Here is a 14,034-nt window from a genome sequence, read left to right as displayed (position 1 = left end):
TGCAGAGGCGGCCGACCGGCGAGCGCCGCATGCAGGTCAGAAGTCGAAGCACGGCAGCACATGGGTACGACGTCGCCCTTGGCCGTGATCGCCCGGACAGCTCCTAGTAGACCCAGGCCTCCGTGCCGGACCAGCGGCCGTCAGTGATGGCCGGGGTGGCCGTGGTGGCCGGGGTGGCCGTGGCATCTGCCGTGAAGATCAGCGGGCCGTCGCCCCAGTAGTCGTAGAGTGCGAGCAGCGAGTCGCGTGCCCAGGAGCAGGGGCCGTCCTCGTTGCTGTAGCCAGGGGTGTCGGCGGGGGCGGAGCGGCCGCAGGGGCATGCTCCTCCGGGTGGCGGGCAGGGGGTGGGCCGGCCCAGGAGCATGGCGTCCCACGACTTGTCACCCACAGCCGCGCGTTCCAGGAGCCGTTGGATGTCGCCGAACAGATCGATGCCGGCACAGTCTTCGTCGAAGTGCTCGTCCAGCGCCTCGGCGAGCGCGTCGTAACCCTGGCTGTGCCGGCCCGACTTGTAGTTCGCCGTCAGGAACAGGGTCCGGTGCAGTGTCACCGGTATCGGACGGTCGCGTTCGGGGCCGCTGCCGATGTCGCCGAGGTAGTCCAGTTCGGCAGGCGGGTGAGTGGTCCGCAGCTCATGCGCGGGGACGTCGGCGTGGAGGATGACATGATCGGGTTCGGTCTGGACGGACTGTCCCTCGTGGCGGAAGAACCACAGCCAACCGCCGGTCGGCAACCATCCCGCATCGGCCGCACCCGGTACGTCGGCAAGATTGATCTGCGCGGTGAAAGCGAGCGCGGCCTCGGGGGAGTCCGTCACCCTTTTCCCGTTCCGGTACTTGATCTCGACGGTCGGCCATTGCCACCCCTCGGGCAGGTCCGGCAGTCCGCCTATGCGCGAACCGCCGATCTTGGACCGCTCGGTCGCGTTGCGATCCGGGCTGAGCAGCCAGGCGGGACGTACGAGCCCCCGAAGCTGTTCGGTGAGCCGGTCGGCTTCGTCGATCGGCATGTCGGAGGCGTCCCGCACGGCGGCGGTGAGCATCGGGTCCAAGTCGCCGGGAAGCCGGGGCAGATGGTCTGAGGGAGCTGGAGCTGGCATGGGGCGCAGGCTAACCCGTCGCCGAGGAACGAGTGCACGCGACCCGCGTCAACTCGGATTGGCTGAGGTCGCGTTATCGCGCCGGGCGACTTCGACTACCTGCTCCTTGGGCAGCCCTGGCCGATAGGGTCGATCACGTCCGAGAGATCACCGACGCCCTGGTTCGGGGCACCGAGGAGTCGTCGATGCACCACCCGGACCCGCGGTATGCCGCGCGGCTCGCCACATATGGGACCGTGGCCACGCGCCTGTCCCTGCTGAGCGACCGTCGGCTCGGTGAGGTCGTGGCCGATGCCACCCCTCTCGGGTCCGGCATCGGCGGCAGGTCGGCGGAGCTGGACGTCGACGGCACTCGGATTTTCGTCAAGCGGGTCCCCCTGACGGACACCGAGTTGCGGCCGGAGAACGCGCGGTCGACGGCGAACCTCTTCGGACTGCCGATGTTCTACCAGTACGGAGTGGGCTCAGCCGGGTTCGGGGCCTGGCGAGAGCTGGCGGTGCACGTCATGACCACCAACTGGGTCCTCGGGAACCAGTACGAGGGCTTTCCGCTGATGTACCACTGGCGCATCCTGCCCGACTCCTCCCCCGAAGGGTTCGCCGACGAGTTCGGGGGCATCGATGGGGCCGTCGCGCACTGGGAGGGCTCATCTGCCGTGCGCGGGCGTCTGGAGGCCATCGGCCGTTCTTCGTCCAGCCTGGTGCTCTTCTTGGAACACGTCCCGCAGACACTCGGCGACTGGTTGCACGACTACCGGACCGCCGCCCCGGCGGGCGGAGAGGGCTCGCCGTATCTGTGGGCGGAGGAGGCCCTGGCGCGAGGGACTGCCTTCATGAGCTCGCACGGACTCGTCCACTTCGACGCCCACTTCGCCAATGTCCTGACCGACGGTCGACTGCTGTACTTCGCGGATTTCGGACTCGCCCTGAGCTCCGGATTCGAACTGTCAGCGGCCGAGGCGGAGTTCCTCTCCGGCCATCTCGCGTATGACCGCTGCCACACCATGAGCCATCTGCTCCGCCACCACCTGCCCGATGGGCTGCGCGGCGGTCTGGAACACGAGGCGTTCCTGCGCGAATGGATCGCCGGCCACCAGCCCGATGGCGTCCCGCGCGAGATCGCCACGATCATCGACCGGCATGCCCAAGCCGCTGCGGTCATGGGCGAATTCGCCCGCCGTCTGCTCAAAGAGAGCAAGCGGACGCCATTCCCGGCTGCCGAGATCGGGCGGGCATCCAGTGCCGCCCCACTGAGGTCGGACGGCTGCAGGAGATCGCCGTCCTGATGCCGTAGGCCGGTGACAGACGGCCGTCGGCCCGTGACGGGCGTGCAGCACGCGTCACGGGCCGACGGTGGGCTCAGGTGTCCGAACCCGGGAGGTCAGCAGACGGTCATTCCGCGTCGGCCACGACCTCGGCGGAGTTGATCACGACCTGCTCGCGGGGTACGTCCTGCGCGCCCGTCGGGACCTGCCCGATCTTGTCGACGACCTCGTGCCCCTGGACGACCTCGCCGAAGACCGCGTAGCCCCAGCCGTCCTGCCCCGGGTAGTCCAGGAAGGCGTTGTCGACCGTGTTGATGAAGAACTGCGCGCTGGCCGAGTGCGGATCGGAGGTCCGGGCCATGGCTACGCTGTACTTGACGTTCTTGAGCCCGTTGCGCGCCTCGTTCTGCACCTTCTGGGGAGCGGGCTTCATGCGCATGCCGGTGTCGAACCCACCGGTCTGGATCATGAAGCCGCTGATCACTCGGTGAAAGATCGTCCCCTTGTAGTGGCCACTGTTGAGGTAGCTCATAAAGTTCGCGACCGACAGGGGCGCCTTGACATCGTCAAGCGCGAGCACGATGTCGCCCATCGTCGTGGAAAGGCGGACGTTGATCATGGAATCTCCACTCGGCATATCATCATTGGTTCCTTGATTGAACAGAGTACGGACAAGCCCGAGTGGTGGGCGCTGCCATTGGGCCACGCATCCGGGACGGGACCCGGCCCCCGTTGACCAGCGGAATTCTCTCACAGCCACCCGATCGCCGCCCTTGTCGGCGGCCTGGCAGCCCTGTCCTCGGCCGCGTGGTCTACCCGCCGAAGGCGGGGAGAACGAGGACGACCGTCCCGTAGTCGATGAGGGCTGCGACGGCGAGGACGAAGGAGCCGAGGGCCAAGTCACCGGCCACGCCGCCCCACCCTCGGCAGACGACCGCGCGCTTCGGCTTGTGCGGGTGGTAGGCGACCCGGACGCTATCGCCCTTGGGCGGGCTGTAGACGGGGCGGGTCACACCGCTGGTGTCCGTGTACGCATAGGTGTCGTTGCCGTCGAGGAAGATCTGCCTCGCGTCCACGGTGATGCCGTAGCGGGGCAGGTACCAGCTCTCCCACGCCGTCAGCATTGCCGCACATGCGGCGAAGGTGGCCGCAACGCCGAGGGCCCCGAGCAGCAGCGTCGCGATCGCACGGCCCACGTGCTCCCCGGCGATCCCGACGACCACACAGAGAGCCACGAGTGCGACACCGGCGACGAGCGCTGCCCGCTTGACGAGGTTCGGCCCTCCGTCCTCTCCTTCTTCCTCTTCCTCGTCGTCGTCGGCGGCCCTCAGGCTGCGGGTGGTGACGAGCGTGGAGCCGTCGACCGCCTCCTCCCCGGCGGGGCGTTCGGGCAGTGCGCCGTTCACGGCGTCGGCGAAGACGGCAGCCGCGGCCCCGCTCACGTCCTCGACCCGGTACACGGTCGGCTCGGCCCCGGCCGGGGCGGTCAACTCGACGGCGACGTCGCGCCTTTCGGCGCGGACCCGTGCGATCGCCGCGAGCGGGATGCGCAGTTCGTCATCGGGGCGGCGCAGAAGCAGCTCCTCGCCCTCGGAGCGGAGTTCGGTGCCCTTGTCGCCTCGGAGGACGGGTATGGGCGAAGTGATCGACATGCGCGTGATCGTAAAGGCGCATGGGCTCCATGGTGAAGGGGATGTGGGGGTTCCGGTCGGGTCCTGCGCTGCCGTACGGTCCACCTGTGAACATGGTGAATGTAGTGCTCATAGGCTTCGCCGTCGTGTCCGTGCCGGCCTTCGTCTTCTGCTTGATGTTGATGCAGGGCACGCGGGAAGAGCTGAAAAAGATGACGGAGTTGAACGAAACCGGCATCGAGGTCCAAGCGCGCCTGGTGAGCCTGGTGCCGTTCGGCACGAAGGGTTACGCGCACGCCCTGTACGAGTTCGAGGGGCCGAACGGTGAGACCGTCCGGCACCAGAAGGGCGCGACGGCCGGCCCCGCGCACGTGGTGGGCGACACGTACCCGCTCGTCCACCATCCCCAGCGCACGAACCGCCTGCACATGGGGACGAAGAAGACCGTCCGCAAGGAGCGCAGGATGCAGGCGGGCTACATGAGGAACGCGCAGTGGATGGCGCTCATCTCCCTCGTGGCGGGCGCGCTCGCGATCGTGGGCTTTGTCCTCAGCCCTTGACACCGCCGACCGGTCGGCCCGAGCCGATGGACCAACCGCGATCCGGAATCGTGGACGGGCAATGGGCGGGTTCGCCCGGGGGCCGTCATAGCGGGATCGCAGCCGACGCGTCAGAAGTTTCTTGAGTCTTCGGGAAGGCCTCAGGGACGATACAGCGGATGGATCAACCAGCCAGTACGAGGGGGGAACATGATCGATAAGATTCTGCCGTCCCAGGTGGCCGTTAACGAGGCGCTCTCCGACCCGCCCGACGCGGCTCTCCTTCCCGGCGAGGAAGAGCTGATCCGCAATTCCGTGGAGAGCCGGCGCAAGGAGTTCACCACCGTACGCTGGTGCGCCCGCCGCGCGCTCGGCGAGCTCGGTCTCGCACCCGCCCCCATCCTGAAAGGCGAGCGCGGTGCGCCGATATGGCCGCAAGGTGTGGTCGGAAGCATGACCCACTGCGCCGGCTACCGAGCCGCCGCAGTCGCCTTCCGGGCGGATGTGCTCACCGTCGGCATCGACGCCGAACCACATGAGGCGCTGCCCGACGGGGTGCACGAGAGCATCGCGCTCGCAACGGAACAGCAGCGCGAGCTCGAGCTGCGCCGGGCGTCCCCCGAGATCCACTGGGACCGGCTGCTTTTCAGCGCGAAGGAAAGCGTCTACAAGGCGTGGTTCCCGCTCACCCACCGCTGGCTCGGCTTCGAGCAGGCCGACATCGTGCTCCACGAGAACGGCAGCTTCACCGCCGGGCTGCTGATCTCCGCGACTGAGCAGGGTTTGGCCACGGGGGCAACGGCAACCCCTACGGCCTTCAGCGGCCGATGGCTGGTCGCGGACGGTCTCGTGGTGACCGCCATCGCTGTCGAGAGTGAGCCGAACGGACCCACCGGGTAGCGGCCACCGCCGCGGTACATGGCAAGGCGCACAGGTTGGGGGTGACGCGTGAGGAGACCGGCGAGAACCATGCCGGTGGCCGAGCGCGTCGACTCCCTCCTCCGCCTTGGATTCGAAGGTCCCAGACACCGCTCCTTCTCCCACTGCCAATCGTGGGCGAGGTCGTAATCTCTGTACGCATGAGTGCAGACCACATGAGCGAAGACCGCAAGCGTGCACGTGAGTTGAGCATCCCTCTGACAGGTGAGCCGGGGCCGTGGAACGCGATCACGGACGTGCCCGGTGTCGAGGTCGGATACGTCACCCTGGTCGAGGGCGAGGGCGTACGCACCGGAGTGACGGCGCTCCTGCCACGCGGGCGTGACGGTGTGGGTACGCCCTGCGCGGCCGGCTGGCACTCGTTCAACGGCAACGGTGAGATGACCGGAACCGCCTGGATCGAGGAGAGCGGCTCGCTCGCCGTTCCGGTGGTCATCACCAACACGTATGCGGTCGGGCCGGTGCACCGCGGCGTGGTCGAGTGGGTGCGCGCCAATTGTCGTGGTATGGCGCCGGAGTGGCTGCTTCCGGTGGTCACCGAGACCTGGGACGGCCACCTCAACGACATCCATGGCTCGGCCGTGGAGTCCCGTCATGCGGCGGACGCGATCGAGGCAGCGGCCTCCGGCCCGGTCGAGGAGGGATGCGTCGGCGGCGGAACGGGCATGCGCTGCTACGGCTTCAAGGGCGGTTCGGGGACCGCCTCGCGGGTGGTGCGGTACGGCGAGGACCGTTACACCGTCGGCGCCTTCGTGCAGGCCAACTTCGGCGCGCGGCGCGAACTGGTGATCGCCGGTGTTCCGATGGGGCGTGAGCTGTCCGATCCGGCCGGGACGCCGGCCCCCGCACCGGCCTCCGGCGGGGAGCGCCCGGTGCCGCCCGGCGCGGGCTCGGTGATCGTGGTCGTGGCGACCGACGCGCCCCTGCTGCCGGGGCAGTGCAAGGCGTTGGCCCGCAGGGTGACGCTGGGCCTCGCCCGCACCGGCACCACCGGCAGCCACTTCTCCGGGGACCTCTTCCTGGCCTTCTCCACAGCCAACCCGTCTGCGCTGACCAGTACGTTTCCCGAGGACGACGGCAGCGCACCGTACGAGTCGATGCGCTTCGTGCCATGGGGCCGGATGGATCCCTTCTACGGTGCGGTGGTCGAGTCGGTGGAGGAGGCGGTGCTCAATGTGCTCACCGGCGCACACTCGATGACCGGCCGGGCGGGTCACCACGTCCCGGCGCTCCCGCTGGACCAGGTGACCGAACTCCTGGCAGCGAGGAAAGAGTGACGCGGCACGGAAGGCGTCGCTGAACGCGCATTCGGAGGCCGCAGCCGGGAGAGAGGGGCCCACGGTGTGGCGGTCACTGGTCTCGCACAGGTTCGTCGGCCATACTGCCCGCCGTGGAGCAGCGCATAGATCCGAACACTCAGCCCGGGTACGCCGCAGGGACAGACCCGGCGTACATCCCTGGTCTCACGGTCCCCGCTACTGCCGGAAAGCTGGATACGAGCCAGGAGCAGACGGACCAGGAAAAGACAGAGGGGCGGGCGCCCGGCGCCGTCGCCTCCGACGATGCCGGTGCGGAGGTCGTGTCCGAGGATGCGGCAGCCGACGGGGAGGCATCTGCCGAAGCAGCGGCTGACGACAAGGAGGCAGAGGGCGGCCCCGTATTCGAGGTGAGCGACCGCCGCGGGTCGATCACCGTGGACCGTGGCGGCGTCCGGTTCCGGCTGGACGACCAGGAGGCCGAGTTCCGCTGGGACGAGATCGGTGCGTTTGAGGTGAAGACGCCTCGGTTCGGCCGCCGGTTCACTGTCACGGTCCACGTGTCGACCCGTCGATGGTTCAACGCCGAGGTCGAGGCACCGGCCAGGAGCGACCTCAAGCAGTGGGCGGAAGAACTCGACGCGGTCCTGGACGCCTACTTCGAGGAGTCCTGACCACGGCGGCATCGCCCGAGGGGCGGGGCCGGCGGCCGAAACGACCGCCGGCCTCCTCGCGACCGCAGCCGTCGTGTGACCGCTGACCCGCCGCCGGAGCGGATGCCGGGCGGCGGACGGGCTCCGAGGCGGCGCGGGCGTGGGGCACAAGGCCGTCACGCCCTCCCGGCAGGATCCGGGATGCGCTCGACGACGCGCATCGGCCGGTCAGGTGTCCGCGAGCACCACCGAGCGGGTCAGGTGGCGCGGGCTGTCCGGGTCCAGACCGCGGGCGGCGGCGCGGGCGATCGCCAGGCGCTGGACGCGCACCAGCTCGGCCAGCGGGTCCAGGCCGCTCTCCACCCAGCGGGCGCCGGTCGCGAGCACCTGCTCCGCAAGGCCCTCGGGGGCGGTGCCGAACATCCAGGTCGCGGTGCCGGTGGTGGCGATGCTGATGGGACCGTGGCGGTACTCCATCGCGGGGTACGCCTCCGTCCAGGACAGCGACGCCTCCTTCATCTTGAGCGCGGCCTCGTTGGCGAGACCTGCCGTCCAGCCACGGCCCAGGAAGGTGAACTGGGTGCAGTCCAGCAGGCCGTCGGGCAGCGGATCCGCCAGTGCGGTCTCCGCGTCGCGGACCACGGCGTCGGTGTGCAGACCGAGGTGGGCGCGGAGCAGCGTGAGCAGGGTGGTGGCGAACCGGGTCTGCACGACGGACCGCTCGTCGGCGAAGTCGAGCACGACAACCTCGTCGGCGGAGGTCATGACCGGGGTGTCCGGGTCGGCTGTGATGGCCACTGTGCGGGTGACACCACGGAGCCGGTCGAGCAGTTCCAGCACCTCGGTCGTGGTCCCCGAGCGGGTGAGGGCGACGACCCGGTCGTAGCCGCGGCCGAAGGGGAATTCCGAAGCGGAGAAGGCATCGGACTCGCCCTGCCCGGACTCCTCGCGGAGCGCGGCGTAAGCCTGAGCCATGTAGAAGGAGGTGCCGCAGCCGACGACTGCGATGCGCTCACCGGTGGCGGGCAGCGCGGCCGCCTGTGTCCGGGCCAGCTCGGCGGCGCGGCGCCAGCACTCCGGCTGACTGGCTGTCTCGATCTCGACAAATGACACTCTTGCACTCCGTACTCGTAGCGGGATGCTTTTTTGTGCACGTTATGCGCGACGTGTGAGCATTATCAAGCATTCCGTTTTGAGTGAAATCACGCTGGATGTCGCCGTGCTGGGCGTCAACGCGATCGACATCGACACGAGGCATTTCGGCGCCCCCGGTGACAGTGCCGTCCGGCGCCCTCGCCGGAGGTCTTGTTGGAGCTGTTTTCAGCCATGCTCGGTGGGTAGTCGGCTCTTTCCGGTTTGGCGACGGCTCGACGGGTGCCCGTCGTGGCACGTGACACTGCCGGGTGAATTGGGGGTAATCATCCGGAAGGTGCCGTACGGGGGTGCGGCGTGCCGGTCTCGTAGGGTCACCGAGCCGCCGGCGCCGGAGAGTGTGAGAGGCGATTTTGCGCCAATCGGATCTCATGGTGTCCGAGTTCGAACGCATGGCCGGATCTTGGTAGGCATAATCGCGTCCATGCCGAACACGGGTGGAGACGTCGTTGAGCTGGGGCGGGGCCTGTATGCATGGCTTCCGCCGAAACGGGGCTGGGGGCTTGCGAACTGCGGTCTCCTCGTCTCGCACCGTGGCGCGCTATGGATCGACACCCCGTACGACGCCGTGCTGGCCGGCCAGTTCCTGGCCGAGTCCACGAAGCGGCTGCCCGACGGTGTCTCCATCGACCGGGTGATCGTCACCCACGCGAACGGCGACCACTTCTGGGGTGCGGGCGTGCTCCCCGACGCGGAGATCATCGTGACCCGCGAGGCCCGCGAACACATCCATTACGAGCCCACGCCGGGCCAGCAGCACGCGCTCGTCACCACCGGCGATCCGGCCACCGCTCTCGGGGCCTACCTCGGACGTCACTTCGGCCCCTTCGACTGGTCGCAGACCGAGCCGGTCCAGCCGACGACATACTTCACCGGGGAGCTCGAACTGACCCTGGGCGAGTACCCCGTCCAGCTTTCCGCCCTGCCGCCCGCACACACCACCGGCGACCTGATGGTCCATCTGCCCGCGCAGCGTGCCGTGTTCAGCGGGGACATCATCTTCTCCTCCGCCCCCGGCCGGCCGGGCGACCACCCGGTGCACTGGGCGGGTCCGCTGAGCAATGTGATCGCGGCCTGCGAGCGGGTGCTGGCCACCGGCGCCGAGACCATCGTCCCCGGGCACGGGCCGGTTCTCGACCAGGCCGGGGTGCGCGAGCACATCGGGTATCTGGAGTACGTGCGCGAGCGCGCCCACGCCTTTCACGCAGCCGGGATTCCCGCCCTTGAGGCGGCCCGCCGGGTCATCGCCGAGGGGCGCTACCCGGAGCTGGGCCTCCCCGAGCGGCTGGTGGCGACCGTCGGATGCGAGTACCGGCACCTCGACGGCTCCGAAATGCCCGGAGTTCTCCAGGTGATGGCCGATGTCGCCGCGGTCGCCCAAGAGGTGGAGCAGGCCCGCGAGTCGGCAGGCCCGGCGAGATCGTAAGCGAAGCTTCCGCCGCCTCGGCCGGAAGACCGATCCGACAACAGAAACGCGGTGACGGCATGGGATGGATCGTGGCGGTGATCGCCGTCGCTGCTGCCGTGGTGGCCGTTGCCCGCGCGCAGAGCGCGGCACGCTCGGAGCACCTGGCCCTGGCCCGTGCCGAGCTGGCCGAACGGCAGTCGAAGGCCGCCGAGGCCCGTACCGCCGCCCTCACCGACGAGATCCGGCAGCTGGCCCGCGAGCGGATACCCGTCGCGGCGCTCGCCCTCTCCCACCCCACCGCCCGGGTCCCCGGACTGCGGGAAGCGACCGAGGTCGACGGCGATTCCGCCCGGCTGCTCACCGAGGCCGTACAGGCCGCTTGCACAGCGGTCGTCGAGGAGCGCGGGCGCGTCGACGCCGCCGCCCGGGCGGCGATGCGCGGCACCTCGGCCAAGATCCAGTCCCTGCTCAACCAGTCCCAGCAGCTGCTGCACGAGCTCCAGCACGAGTACGACGACCCACGGATCCTGCAGCTGGACTTCCGTAACGAACTGGCCTTGCGGCGTACCCAGTCCACCGCCGTGCTGTGCGACGCCTGGCCGGGGCTCGCCCGCCAGAACTCGCCGCTCGTCGAGATCGTGCTCGGAGCCCAGTCCCGGGTCGCCGGCTACGAGCGCATCAAGGTCGCCAACCATCTGAGAGACGAACGGCTCGCGCTCGTCGCCCGTGCCGCCGAACCCCTCGCGATCGCACTGGCCGAACTGCTGGCCAATGCCACCGCGTACTCGCACCCCGACACCGAGGTACAGGTGACCGTTCAGCAGAGCGGGGGCCGTGGCGCGTTCCTGGTGGTCGACGACGCGGGCATCGGCATGGACGACGATGCGCTCGACCGGGCCCGCGCCCTGCTGGCGGGCCCGTCGGAGATTCTCCTGACCGAGCTGGGCGACCCGCCGCAGACCGGTTTCGCGGTCGTCGGCCGACTTGTCGTGCAGTACGGCTTCAACTGCCACATCGAGGCATCGCCGTTCGGCGGTATGCGTACGATTCTGCGTGTCCCCGCTCATCTGCTCACCGTGATGAAGGACGACCACAGCCTCTCCGCCCTCGCCCCGAAGCCGATGCGGGCGCACGCCTCTTCCCCGGACTCTGCCCCCGTCGAGCCGAAGCCCGTACCGGCACCCCAACCCGTTGGCGGGCCCCCCGCCGAGCTGCCCAGTCGGCGACGACGTCCACCACGCCCGACGCCGGCCCGGTCCGCAGCCGCCGCCGACACCTGGGAGCGGGAAAAGGTGTCTCGTACACCCGAACAGGCCGGGGCTTCCTGGGCGGCACTTCAGCAGGGCACCCTCAATGGCAGGAGCGTCGCCGGGCGGTCATCCGCACCGGCAGCGGACGACCACCACCCGGACAACCACGACGACCAGGACGACCAAGGAGACGACGAGAAGTGAGCGCCCCCACCCCCACCGCCGGTGACATCGCATGGGTGTTGACCCCGCTGCTGGAGCTGCCCGGAGTCCAGCACGCCGTGGTCGCGACCGGTGACGGCCTCGTCGAGGGCGCGTCGCCCGGCCTGGACCGGGCGTCCGGCGAGCGGGTCGCCGCCATGACCGCCACGCTGCACGCCGCCGCCCGTGCGTTCACCACGGCCTTCACCGGCGCCGAGGCACCGCGCCTGGCCCAGACGGTTGTCGAGTCCGATCAGGGCTTCGCCATTGTCGTACCGGCCGGGAACAACACCACACTCGCCCTGTTCGCGGAACCCGGAGCCAAACTCGGCGACATCGCGTACCAGATGCAGGTGCAAGTCACCGCCCTGACCCGGGCGATGAACGCACCCGCCCGCCAACCGGACACCGCCGCCCGGCCATGACATCCGGCCCCGGACGCCGTCTGATCCCCGCCTATCTGGTCACCGGCGGCCGGACCCGGCCCGCCGGTCCCGCGCTCGACCGGCTCGCCGTACTCGTACGCACCGCTACGGACCTGCCCCCGGACACCGACTCGGAACAGCGCAGGCTCTGCGAGCTGCTCGAACCGGGCGCGCTCACCGTCGTCGAATCCGCGGTCCACCTGCATCTGCCGGTCAGCGCCACCGTCTTCCTGGCCACGGACCTCGAGGCCGCCGGACATCTGCACACCCGACCGCCCATCCCCAGCGCCGGGGAAATCGACCGGTCGCTCGTCGAGAGGCTGCTCGTTGGACTCCGCTCCCTCCACTGACCGGACCGGCATCGGCTATCTGCCGCCTGCCGCCCGGACCCTGATGAAGCTCGTCGTCACGGGTCCCTTCGGTGTGGGCAAAACCACCCTGATCCGCACGCTGTCGGAGATCGCCACGCTCCACACCGAAGAGGCGATGACCCAGTCCAGTGCCCGGCTCGACGACACCGCAGGACTGCCGGACAAGACCACGACCACCGTCGCCATCGACTTCGGCCGGCTCACTGTCCTCGACGACCTGGTGCTCTACATGTTCGGCACGCCGGGCCAGCAGCGGTTCCTCCCACTCTGGGAGGACATCGCGCGTGGCGCGCTCGGCGCGCTCGTCCTGGTCGACACCCGCAGGCTCGCCGACTCCTTCGCGGTCATGGACATGGTCGAAGATCAGGGCCTTCCGTACGCCGTCGCCGTCAACCGTTTCCCCGACGCCCCCGCACACGCCGACGAGGTCCTGCGCAAACACCTCGACCTCGCCCCCGAGACTCCGCTGGTGCAGTGCGACGCCCGCGAACGCCGCGGCAGCATCGACGCACTGATCGCGCTCGCCGAGCATGTGCTGACCCGAATGCCCCGGCCCGAGGACCCGTCATGACACCGCCCGTACAGCCGCCGCAGCCCCTCGCGCTGTACGGCCCGGACTTCGCCGCCGACCCGCAGAGCCACTACCGGCGCCTGCGCGAGCACGGCCCCCTGGCCCCCGTCCTGCTCGCCCCCGGCATCGACGCCCTTTTGGTCACCGACTACCAGGCCGCTGCCGATCTGCTGCGCGACACCCACACCTTCACCAAGGACCCGCGAGCCTGGCAGGCCACCGTCCCCGCTGATTCGCCGGTCCTGCCCATGCTCGGCTACCGGCCCACCGCGCTCTTCAGCGACGGCGACGTACACGCCCGCTACCGCGACGCCATCAACGACAGCCTCGCCCTGATCGAGCCGCACGTCCTGCGGGCCGAGGTCGCCCGGGTCGCCCAGCGACTCATCGGCGAATTCGCCGCCACGGGCAGCAGCGACCTGATCGCCCAGTACGCCCGACGTCTCCCGGTGCACGTCTTCGTCACCTCGTTCGGCGTACCGCCGGGCGACAGCGAACGCATCGTCAACGGCATCGCCGGCATGTTCAACTCCGCCGAGGACGCCGCCACCGCGTACGCCGATCTCGTCGAGGTCGTCACCGCCCTGGTCGCCGAACGGCGTGTCCGGCCGCGCCGTGACCTCATCTCGTATCTCCTCACCCATCCGACCGATCTCGACAACGACGAGACTGTGCGTCAGATCACTCTGATCATGAGCGCGGGCCACGATCCGACGACCAATCTGATCGGCAACGCGCTGCTGCACATGCTCACCGACGAGCGCTACGCCGGCTCGCTGCACGGCGGAGCGATGACGGCACACCAGGCGATCAACGAGGTCCTGTGGCAGGACCCGCCGCTGGCCAATTACGCGCCCCACTACCCGCGCCGCGACACGGAGTTCCACGGCGTCCGACTGCGCGCCGGACAGCTGCTCCTGGTCTCCTATGCCGCGGCCAACAATCAGTCCGTGCCCGGCCTTTCGGATCCCGGGGTCCGCTCCGGAGCCAGCGCCCATCTGGCCTGGTCGGCCGGTCCGCACCGGTGCCCGGCGAAGCAGCCGGCGCTGCTCATCGCGATGACCGCCATCGAGCAGCTCACCAGTCAGCTGTGCGACGCGGAACTGGACGTTCCGGTCAGCGGACTGACGTGGCGGCCGGGACCGTTCCACCGTGCTCTGGTGCGGCTTCCGGTACGTTTCACCCCCGTCGACATGACGACGGAGACCGACTGGCACGAAGCGACCGAGGCTGCGTCGGAGGGGCCGTCAGCGGTGTCGATCAGCCCGTGAGCC

Annotated in this window: 15 protein-coding genes; 11 read left to right on the top strand and 4 right to left on the bottom strand. The window is 69.4% G+C overall.

Going from position 1 to position 14,034, the window contains the following annotated elements:
• Positions 1-103: 103 nt before the first annotated feature.
• Positions 104-1,099: a DUF1963 domain-containing protein gene (locus tag ACH4EW_RS13360; RefSeq protein ID WP_398255513.1), complete on the bottom strand. Its 996-nt coding sequence runs from the start codon at positions 1,097-1,099 to the stop codon at positions 104-106.
• A 185-nt stretch (positions 1,100-1,284) separates the two neighbouring features.
• Here ACH4EW_RS13360 and ACH4EW_RS13355 point away from each other — a divergent pair, with 185 nt between their 5' ends.
• A complete protein-coding gene (locus ACH4EW_RS13355) occupies positions 1,285-2,385 on the top strand; it encodes a protein kinase family protein (RefSeq protein ID WP_398255511.1) in 1,101 nt (366 codons plus the stop codon).
• Positions 2,386-2,491: 106 nt separating this feature from the next.
• On the opposite strand, the gene ACH4EW_RS13350 is transcribed toward ACH4EW_RS13355, so the two are convergent.
• A complete protein-coding gene (locus ACH4EW_RS13350) occupies positions 2,492-2,983 on the bottom strand; it encodes a peptidylprolyl isomerase (protein WP_398255509.1) in 492 nt (163 codons plus the stop codon).
• Positions 2,984-3,176: 193 nt separating this feature from the next.
• On the bottom strand, positions 3,177-4,016 hold the full coding sequence (locus tag ACH4EW_RS13345; protein WP_398255507.1) for a hypothetical protein: 840 nt from the start codon (positions 4,014-4,016) through the stop codon (positions 3,177-3,179).
• Positions 4,017-4,102: 86 nt separating this feature from the next.
• On the opposite strand from ACH4EW_RS13345, the gene ACH4EW_RS13340 reads away from it, so the two are divergent.
• From ACH4EW_RS13340 to ACH4EW_RS13325, 4 genes are all read left to right on the top strand, one after another.
• Positions 4,103-4,555 (top strand): hypothetical protein, encoded by a 453-nt coding sequence (locus ACH4EW_RS13340; RefSeq protein WP_398255505.1) that lies wholly within the window; start codon positions 4,103-4,105, stop codon positions 4,553-4,555.
• Between the two features lie 189 nt (positions 4,556-4,744).
• The gene (locus ACH4EW_RS13335) at positions 4,745-5,434 is read left to right on the top strand and encodes a 4'-phosphopantetheinyl transferase (RefSeq protein WP_398255503.1); all 690 of its coding nucleotides are present in this window, start codon (positions 4,745-4,747) and stop codon (positions 5,432-5,434) included.
• Positions 5,435-5,628: 194 nt separating this feature from the next.
• Positions 5,629-6,750 (top strand): P1 family peptidase, encoded by a 1,122-nt coding sequence (locus tag ACH4EW_RS13330; RefSeq protein ID WP_398256043.1) that lies wholly within the window; start codon positions 5,629-5,631, stop codon positions 6,748-6,750.
• A gap of 113 nt (positions 6,751-6,863) precedes the next feature.
• Positions 6,864-7,403 (top strand): hypothetical protein, encoded by a 540-nt coding sequence (locus ACH4EW_RS13325; RefSeq protein WP_398255501.1) that lies wholly within the window; start codon positions 6,864-6,866, stop codon positions 7,401-7,403.
• A 207-nt stretch (positions 7,404-7,610) separates the two neighbouring features.
• On the opposite strand, the gene ACH4EW_RS13320 is transcribed toward ACH4EW_RS13325, so the two are convergent.
• The gene (locus ACH4EW_RS13320) at positions 7,611-8,495 is read right to left on the bottom strand and encodes an SIS domain-containing protein (RefSeq protein ID WP_398255499.1); all 885 of its coding nucleotides are present in this window, start codon (positions 8,493-8,495) and stop codon (positions 7,611-7,613) included.
• A gap of 463 nt (positions 8,496-8,958) precedes the next feature.
• Here ACH4EW_RS13320 and ACH4EW_RS13315 point away from each other — a divergent pair, with 463 nt between their 5' ends.
• From ACH4EW_RS13315 to ACH4EW_RS13290, 6 genes are read left to right on the top strand one after another with little or no spacing between them, the layout of a single operon-like run.
• On the top strand, positions 8,959-9,960 hold the full coding sequence (locus ACH4EW_RS13315; RefSeq protein ID WP_398255497.1) for an MBL fold metallo-hydrolase: 1,002 nt from the start codon (positions 8,959-8,961) through the stop codon (positions 9,958-9,960).
• Between the two features lie 59 nt (positions 9,961-10,019).
• Positions 10,020-11,396, top strand: coding sequence for an ATP-binding protein (locus ACH4EW_RS13310; RefSeq protein WP_398255495.1), 1,377 nt, complete (start codon positions 10,020-10,022; stop codon positions 11,394-11,396).
• Positions 11,393-11,818, top strand: a complete 426-nt coding sequence (locus tag ACH4EW_RS13305; protein ID WP_398255492.1) for a roadblock/LC7 domain-containing protein — start codon at positions 11,393-11,395, stop codon at positions 11,816-11,818. The genes ACH4EW_RS13310 and ACH4EW_RS13305 overlap by 4 nt, the downstream gene beginning before the upstream one ends.
• Positions 11,815-12,168 carry a DUF742 domain-containing protein gene (locus tag ACH4EW_RS13300; protein WP_398255490.1) on the top strand — a complete coding sequence of 118 codons (354 nt, stop codon included), beginning with the start codon at positions 11,815-11,817 and terminating at the stop codon, positions 12,166-12,168. The genes ACH4EW_RS13305 and ACH4EW_RS13300 overlap by 4 nt, the downstream gene beginning before the upstream one ends.
• Positions 12,146-12,760, top strand: a complete 615-nt coding sequence (locus ACH4EW_RS13295; protein ID WP_398255488.1) for a GTP-binding protein — start codon at positions 12,146-12,148, stop codon at positions 12,758-12,760. The genes ACH4EW_RS13300 and ACH4EW_RS13295 overlap by 23 nt, the downstream gene beginning before the upstream one ends.
• Complete coding sequence (locus ACH4EW_RS13290; RefSeq protein ID WP_398255485.1) at positions 12,757-14,031, top strand: cytochrome P450; 1,275 nt, start codon at positions 12,757-12,759, stop codon at positions 14,029-14,031. Before ACH4EW_RS13295 ends, ACH4EW_RS13290 begins: the two co-directional genes overlap by 4 nt.
• Positions 14,032-14,034: the final 3 nt, after the last annotated feature.

It is taken from the genome of Streptomyces sp. NPDC018000 (assembly GCF_044328025.1).
In the GTDB taxonomy this organism is placed as follows: domain Bacteria; phylum Actinomycetota; class Actinomycetes; order Streptomycetales; family Streptomycetaceae; genus Streptomyces.
Note: the sequence above shows the minus strand (reverse complement) of the source record. Positions and strands in the feature narration are given on the sequence as shown.

Coding starts and splice junctions, on each gene's coding strand:
- ACH4EW_RS13360 (WP_398255513.1), bottom strand. CDS start 1,099: ATGCCAGCTCCAGCTCCCTCAGACCATCTGCCCCGGCTTCCCGGCGAC.
- ACH4EW_RS13355 (WP_398255511.1), top strand. CDS start 1,285: ATGCACCACCCGGACCCGCGGTATGCCGCGCGGCTCGCCACATATGGG.
- ACH4EW_RS13350 (WP_398255509.1), bottom strand. CDS start 2,983: ATGATCAACGTCCGCCTTTCCACGACGATGGGCGACATCGTGCTCGCG.
- ACH4EW_RS13345 (WP_398255507.1), bottom strand. CDS start 4,016: ATGTCGATCACTTCGCCCATACCCGTCCTCCGAGGCGACAAGGGCACC.
- ACH4EW_RS13335 (WP_398255503.1), top strand. CDS start 4,745: ATGATCGATAAGATTCTGCCGTCCCAGGTGGCCGTTAACGAGGCGCTC.
- ACH4EW_RS13330 (WP_398256043.1), top strand. CDS start 5,629: ATGAGCGAAGACCGCAAGCGTGCACGTGAGTTGAGCATCCCTCTGACA.
- ACH4EW_RS13315 (WP_398255497.1), top strand. CDS start 8,959: ATGCCGAACACGGGTGGAGACGTCGTTGAGCTGGGGCGGGGCCTGTAT.
- ACH4EW_RS13310 (WP_398255495.1), top strand. CDS start 10,020: ATGGGATGGATCGTGGCGGTGATCGCCGTCGCTGCTGCCGTGGTGGCC.
- ACH4EW_RS13300 (WP_398255490.1), top strand. CDS start 11,815: ATGACATCCGGCCCCGGACGCCGTCTGATCCCCGCCTATCTGGTCACC.
- ACH4EW_RS13290 (WP_398255485.1), top strand. CDS start 12,757: ATGACACCGCCCGTACAGCCGCCGCAGCCCCTCGCGCTGTACGGCCCG.